The following is a 6,536-nucleotide window of genomic DNA, read 5'->3' as shown; positions in this document are numbered from 1 at the left end:
CGCTTCCGACCGTGGCCACGTCCTGCTTCTGCCCACCGGCTACTACCTCGCCGGCGGCGCGCTGGCGGTGGCCGTCAGCTTCCTCGTCCTGGCATTGCTGCCGCCCGCCGCCCTCGACAATTTCTGGCGCAAGCGCCTGTCGCTCCTCACCTTCGGCGACCACCCTCGCACCATCGTCAGCCTGATTTCATTCGCCGGCTTCGCGCTTCTCATCGCCGCCGGCCTTTTCGGCAGCCGCGACCCGCTCTCCAACCCGCTGCCGCTGGTGGTCTGGACGCTGCTTTGGGCCGGTTTCACGCTACTGCAGGGCATAGTCGGCAACCTCTGGTCATGGCTCAACCCGTGGTACGGGCCGTGGCGCGTCGCCTCTCGTGTCCTCGGCATTCATGCGGGCGATGCAAAGCAGTCAGGCCTGCCGTCATGGCTCGGCTACTGGCCGGCCTTCGTGCTGTTCTTTGCCTTCGCCTGGTTCGAGCTGATCGATCCCGCGCCCGACGATCCGGCTCGCCTTGCCTTGGCCGCCGGCCTCTACTGGCTGGCCAGCTTCGCCGCTATGCTCATCTTCGGCTACGGCACCTGGAGCAGGCGGGGCGAATTCCTGACCGTCTTCTTCTCCATGGTCGCCCGCTTCGCACCTTTCGAGCATGACGAAGGCCGGCTCTCGCTCTGCTGGCCCGGCGCCAAGCTGCTCGCGGCTGAGCCGCTGCCACTGAGTGGCACCGCCTTTCTCCTGCTGGCCCTGTCCTCGGTATCCTTTGACGGCCTGTCGAAAACCTTCTTCTGGCTCGCTCGGTTCGGCATCAACCCGCTGGAATTTCCCGGCCGCACCGCGTTGATCGGCATCGGCAGCTACGGCCTCGTCCTGACGTTCATCCTGCTTGCGGCGGCGTTCGCGCTGGCCGTCTTTCTCGGCCAACGCCTCGCCGGCGACGCGCAGTCGTTCGGAAAAGCCGCCGGCCTGCTGGTCTGGTCGATCGTGCCGATCGCACTTGCCTACCACATCGCGCATTACCTCACCGTGCTGCTGGTTGACGGCCAGTACGCCCTGGTCGCTCTCTCCGATCCCTTCGCGCTCGGCTGGAATCTGTTCGGCACCGCCGACATGATGGTCGAGGCAGGCGTCGTCGCCGGCGCTCAGTCGGCCTGGTGGCTGTGGAATCTGCAGGCAGGCGTCATCATCGCTGGCCATGTGCTGGCCGTGCTCGTCGCGCATGGCCTTGCCTGGCGTCTCCACCCGCAGCCGTCGCGTGCCGCGCTCAGCCAGCTGCCGCTCACCCTAATGATGATCGCCTACACGATCTTCGGCCTGTGGTTGCTTGCCACGCCGACCGCCGGATGACACAAGGAGCGCGCTCCGATGCCGCGGGGTAAAGCTCGCTTGCCAGGCCAAAGCTTTGGTGATTTAGTTTGTACACATGCAATTTTCCCATCCTCCGGAAGGGGGTGGTTTAGCCGCCTTATCGCTGGTCAGGACTGAAAAAACAGGGGAACGGACATGGCTGACAAGAACGGATTTTTCGACCTCTCCAAGACGACGCTGTCGCGCCGCACCGCGCTGAAGGGGATAGCCGCCGGCGCCGGCCTGGCACTGGCGCCTGGCTTCGTCCGCTACAGCCAGGCGCAGAGCTCGGCGCCGATCAGAATAGGCTTCCAGTCGCACCGCACCGGCATCGGCGCCGCCTATGGCCGCTGGTACGAGAAGACCAGCGCCGCCGCCGTTAAGGCGATCAACGACGCCGGCGGCATCGGCGGCCGCCAGGTCGAGCTGGTCATCGAGGATGACGGCACCGATCCCGCCCGCGGCGCCGAGGTGGTGGCCAAGTTCGCCAAGCAGCACAAGACCGACATCGTCTTCGGCACCTTGTTCTCGCATGTCGTGATCGGCTCCGCGCCCGCCGCCGGGGAAAACAAGATCCCCTATTTCGTGGTCAGTGAAGGCCATCACGTGGCCTCCACCAAGCTCAACCGCTACGTCTTCCAGCCCGGCATCACCGACGTGAAGAGCCAGATCCAGTCGATGGCGCCGTGGATCGCCGCCAATGCCGGCAAGAAGGTGACGCAGATCTTCCCCGACTTCGCCTTCGGCTACGACCATCGCGACTACCTGCCGCCGGCGTTGAAGGCGCAGGGCGCCGACGTGATCGCGCAGATCGCCATCCCGCCGACGGAGAGCTCCTTCACGAAATACTTCCCGCAGATCCCGGCCGAGACCGAGGTGATCTACCATGTCATGGTCGGGCCGGCCGTGCTTACCTTCGTCAAGGAACTCGGCGAGTTCTACGGTTCGCAGCGGCCGCAGCTCTTCGGCTTCATCGATTCGCTCGAAGCCGTCGACATCAACAGCCCCGGCCTCGAATTCCTCGACGGCAGCCATTTCTGGGAAGGCTCGCCGCGCTACGCCCAGGCCGATGACTCGGCCGCGCAGAAAGCCTACCGCGCCGCCGTCGGCATCGACGACAATGGCGCCGCCGTCGGCGACCCCAAGGACGTCTCCACCGCCGCCCACATGTTCGGCTGCTGGGAAACGCTTTATGTCGTCAAGAAGGCGATGGAGGATGCCGGCTACAAGGGGCCGGAAGACCGCGCCAAGCTGGTCGAGGCGACCGAGGCCCTGAAGGAATTCGCAGAGGGGCCTGAGCATCCGCAAGGGGCAAAGACCTTCAACGGCAAGATCCATCAGTGCTTCGGCATCCAGAACATCTCCAAGGTCGAAGGCGGCAAGCTCAAGGTCGTGCACAAGACCAAGATCGAGGACGGCCTCTACGAGCCCGAAGGGGATTACACGACGCAGGCGCTTTAGGCCCATTCCGGCCAGCGTGAGCGCCCAGGCCCCCCTCTCTGGCCTGCCGCCAATCTCCCCCTCAAGGGGGGAGATTGGCAGCTTTGGCGACGGCAATTGTTTGTCAGCGTTAGCGATTGGCGAAATCTGTGGCGATGTCCGATCTCCCCCCTTGAGGGGGAGATGCCCGGCAGGGCAGAGGGGGGTGCCTCGCGCATCCGTTGGTGCTTAGCAAATGCACTTCGGACCCCATCTCCTCCTCGCCGCCCTCGAAGGCCTCGTCACCTCCGCCGTATTGGCGCTGACGGCGCTCGGCCTTTCGCTGGTATTCGGCGTCATGCGCGTCGTCAACGTCGCCCATGGCGAGTTCTTCATGCTGGGCGCGGTGCTGGCCTGGGCGGTCTCGACGGCGATCTCGGGCCACCCGGCGATCGGTTTCGTGGCCGCGCTGGTGATCGCGCCCGTGCTGGTCGGGCTGGTTGCGCTCGTCGCCGAACGCCTGGTGCTGCGCCGGCTGAACTACAATCCGGAAGCCACCATCGTCGCTACCATCGGCATGCTCTACATCATCCAGCAGCTGGCGTTGACCTTCTATGGCCCCGAGGCCCGGCCCGTCGAGCCGCCCTTCAGCTACCGCATCCTTTTGCCGTGGTTCGGCTATTCCGGCTACAAGCTGTCGGTCGTCGCCGCTTCCGCCATTCTGCTGGTGATCACCTGGCTGGTGCTGACGCGCACGAAAATCGGCCTGATCATGCGCGCCACGCAGTATGACCGCGAGACGGCGCAGGCCTTCGGCATTCCGGTCGAACGCGTCTATGCCGGCGTCTTTGCCGTCGGCGCCATGCTGGCGGCGATCGCCGCGGTGCTGATCGTGCCGATCAGCCAGGCGCATTACCTGATGGGGCAGGACCCGCTGCTGCTTTCCTTCATCGTCGTCATCATCGGCGGCCTGGGCTCCCTGCGCGGCACCGTGGTCGCCGCCGTCCTGATCGGCCTTTCCGACGGCATCATCTCGATGTTCTTCTCGCCGACGCTCGCCAAGATCATCGCCACACTGGTGGTCGCCATGGTGCTGGTGTTCCGGCCGCAGGGCCTGTTCGGGACCACGCCGCGATGAGGGATGCTTCGCCGGCAAAGGCCTACACCCTGCATATCGGCGTCATCGCGCTTCTGTTCGCGCTGAACTTCGTCCTGCCGGACTATCACCAGGGCCTGTTCGCCCGCATCATGGCGCTGGCCGTCTTCGCCATGGGCTACAATCTGCTCTTCGGCTATGTCGGCCTGCTCAGCCTCGGCCACGCCATGTTCTTCTCGGCCGGCCTCTACGGCGCGGGCTTGACGGTCCATCATCTCGGCTGGGGCGTGCCCGAAGCCTTCGTTGCCGGGATCGTTTGCGGCGCGCTGCTCGCTCTGGTCATCGGCCTGCTGGCGCTGCGCACCTCGGGCGTCGCCTTCATGATCGTCACCATGATGTTCGCCCAGGTCTTCTACCTGCTCATCCTCTATTTCGCCGCCTGGACCGGCGGCGACCAGGGCCTTGTCATCCAGCAGGCATCGCGGGTGATCGCGATCGGCGACGCCTCGCTCGACCTGACCGATCCGACCGTTCGTTATATGAGCGCGCTGGCGCTGTTCGCGGTCGTGCTGCTCATCACCCTTGCCATCGTCCGCTCCCGCTTCGGCCGCGTGCTGGTCGCCATCCGCGAGAACGAGGAGCGGACAAAGATGCTTGGCTACGACACGGTCGCCAACAAGCTCGCCGCCGTCGTGACCTCCGGCGCCATCTGCGCGGCGTCGGGCGCCGCGTATGCGCTGCTGTTCGGCTATGTCGGATCGAGCTTCGCCGGCGTTCAATATTCGATCCTGCCGCTGCTCTGGGTGCTGCTGGGAGGTGCCGCGACCGCGCTCGGCCCGCTCATCGGCACGCTGTTCATGTATTACGTCACCGACATCACCAGCGGTTTCACCTCCGCCTATCTCCTGATCGTCGGCGTGGCGCTCATTCTGCTCGTCCTGTTTGCTCCGAAGGGCATTATGGGCAGTATCCGCGAGCGCTGGCTGGGGTGGCTGCCGTGATGCCGCTGCTCACCGCCAAGGGCCTGTCGCGCAACTTCGGCGGTCTTCGCGCCGTCGATGGCGTCGACTTCGCGCTGATGCCGGGCGAGATCCGCGCCATCATCGGACCCAACGGCGCCGGCAAGACCACCTTCGTCAGCCTGCTCTCGGGCCGCATCCGGCCATCCTCCGGCATGGTCGTCTTCGACGGCGCCGACATCACCGCCATGCCGGCTTACAAGCGGGTTCGCCTCGGCGTCGCCTATACCTTCCAGATCACCAGCGTCTTCGCCAACCTCACCGCCTTCGACAATGTCGCGCTGCCGGTGCAGCGCACGCTGACGGACGGCCGCACGAAGGGGCAGGTCAGGACGGGCGTGATGGCGGCGCTTGAACGCACCGGCCTGGCCGACCGCGCCGGCACGCCGGCCGGACAGCTTTCCTATGGCCACCAGCGTCTGCTCGAAGTCGCGATGGGCCTGGCGCTGAAGCCGCGCCTGCTCATCCTCGACGAGCCGACGCAAGGCCTGGCCGACGCCGAGATCGACAATTTCATCACGCTGGTGCGCGAGATCGCCAAGGACGCAACGGTGCTTCTGATCGAGCACAACATGCCGGTCGTCATGCAGCTTGCCGACCGCATCACCGTCTTCAATTCGGGAAAGATCCTCGCCGAAGGCACGCCGGAGCAGATCCGCGCCAACGCCGAGGTCCAGGACGCCTATCTCGGAGCGACCCATGGCTGACACGGGATTGCTCACCATTTCCGGCCTCGACTGCTTCTATGGCGAGGTGCAGGTGCTCTACGGCCTCGATCTCGCTCTCAACAAGGGTGAGGTGCTTTGCCTGTTCGGCCGCAACGGCGCCGGCAAGACGACGACGCTGAAGGCGATCATGGGCCTGGTCCCGGCGGCCGGCGGCTCGATCAAACTGGACGGCAAGGAATTGACCGGGCTCGCCGCGCATGACGTGCCGAAGGCCGGCGTCGCCTATGTGCCGCAGGGTAGGCGATTGTTCGCCGAGATGACGGTGGCGGAAAACATCGAGATCGGCCTGATGGCGCGCGGCAAGGGCAAGCAAACCCGCGAGAGTGTGCTCGATCTCTTCCCGTTGCTCAGGGAGCGGCTGAGGCAGCGCTCCGGCACGCTCTCCGGCGGCGAGCAGCAGATGCTGGCGATGGCCCGGGCGCTCTGCCTCGAACCGCAGGTGCTTTTGCTCGACGAGCCGACCGAAGGGCTGATGCCGTCGATGATCGCCAAGATCCGCGAGACGGTGGCGAAGCTGCGCGATCTTGGCGTCTCGACAATCCTGGTCGAGCAGCGCGTCGACGCGGTGCTCTCGGTCGCCGACCGCGTCTCATTCATCGAGAACGGCCGCAACCGCGAGACGGTCGATGTCGAGGCATTGCGGGCGGATCCGTCGGCGGTTCGGCGATATGTAGCGGTGGGATAAGCGGCGAATTCGCTGCCCTGCCAAGGTTTTCCGACCGTAGCGCCGCCCCTCATTGCCCTCTCGGGCATTTCTCCCCGTGAACGGGGAGAAAGAAGTTGGCCGCGGCCTCGCACCTGCTCTGCAACGTCGAAATTGGCGAAATCGGCGATGTCAGCTCCCTTCTCCCCGTTCACGGCAGGGCTATCGCATATGAGTGATCGCATTGATGAGATAGTCGTCGTTCCAGGCGCATTTCTTGATGCGATGGCTG

The 6,536-nt window shown here is 65.3% G+C and carries 6 protein-coding genes; all 6 read left to right on the top strand.

Annotation, left to right across the window (positions count from 1 at the left end; all coding sequences use genetic code 11):
* The coding region (locus FJ957_RS31555) for a hypothetical protein (RefSeq protein WP_140837520.1) at nt 1–1,339 on the top strand (1,339 nt) is incomplete at its 5' end.
* Between the two features lie 156 nt (nt 1,340–1,495).
* Nucleotides 1,496–2,800, top strand: a complete 1,305-nt coding sequence (locus FJ957_RS31550) for an ABC transporter substrate-binding protein (RefSeq protein ID WP_140837518.1) — start codon at nt 1,496–1,498, stop codon at nt 2,798–2,800.
* Between the two features lie 214 nt (nt 2,801–3,014).
* Nucleotides 3,015–3,896, top strand: coding sequence for a branched-chain amino acid ABC transporter permease (locus FJ957_RS31540; protein WP_140837516.1), 882 nt, complete (start codon nt 3,015–3,017; stop codon nt 3,894–3,896).
* Nucleotides 3,893–4,855: a branched-chain amino acid ABC transporter permease gene (locus tag FJ957_RS31535; protein WP_140837514.1), complete on the top strand. Its 963-nt coding sequence runs from the start codon at nt 3,893–3,895 to the stop codon at nt 4,853–4,855. Before FJ957_RS31540 ends, FJ957_RS31535 begins: the two co-directional genes overlap by 4 nt.
* Nucleotides 4,852–5,580, top strand: a complete 729-nt coding sequence (locus FJ957_RS31530; RefSeq protein ID WP_140837512.1) for an ABC transporter ATP-binding protein — start codon at nt 4,852–4,854, stop codon at nt 5,578–5,580. The genes FJ957_RS31535 and FJ957_RS31530 overlap by 4 nt, the downstream gene beginning before the upstream one ends.
* Nucleotides 5,573–6,286 carry an ABC transporter ATP-binding protein gene (locus FJ957_RS31525; protein WP_140837509.1) on the top strand — a complete coding sequence of 238 codons (714 nt, stop codon included), beginning with the start codon at nt 5,573–5,575 and terminating at the stop codon, nt 6,284–6,286. The genes FJ957_RS31530 and FJ957_RS31525 overlap by 8 nt, the downstream gene beginning before the upstream one ends.
* The last annotated feature ends 250 nt before the right edge of the window (nt 6,287–6,536 follow it).

Source organism: Mesorhizobium sp. B2-4-6 (assembly GCF_006442775.1).
GTDB lineage: Bacteria > Pseudomonadota > Alphaproteobacteria > Rhizobiales > Rhizobiaceae > Mesorhizobium.
The sequence above is the reverse complement of the archived record's forward strand: the minus strand, read 5'-3'. Positions and strand labels throughout refer to the sequence as shown.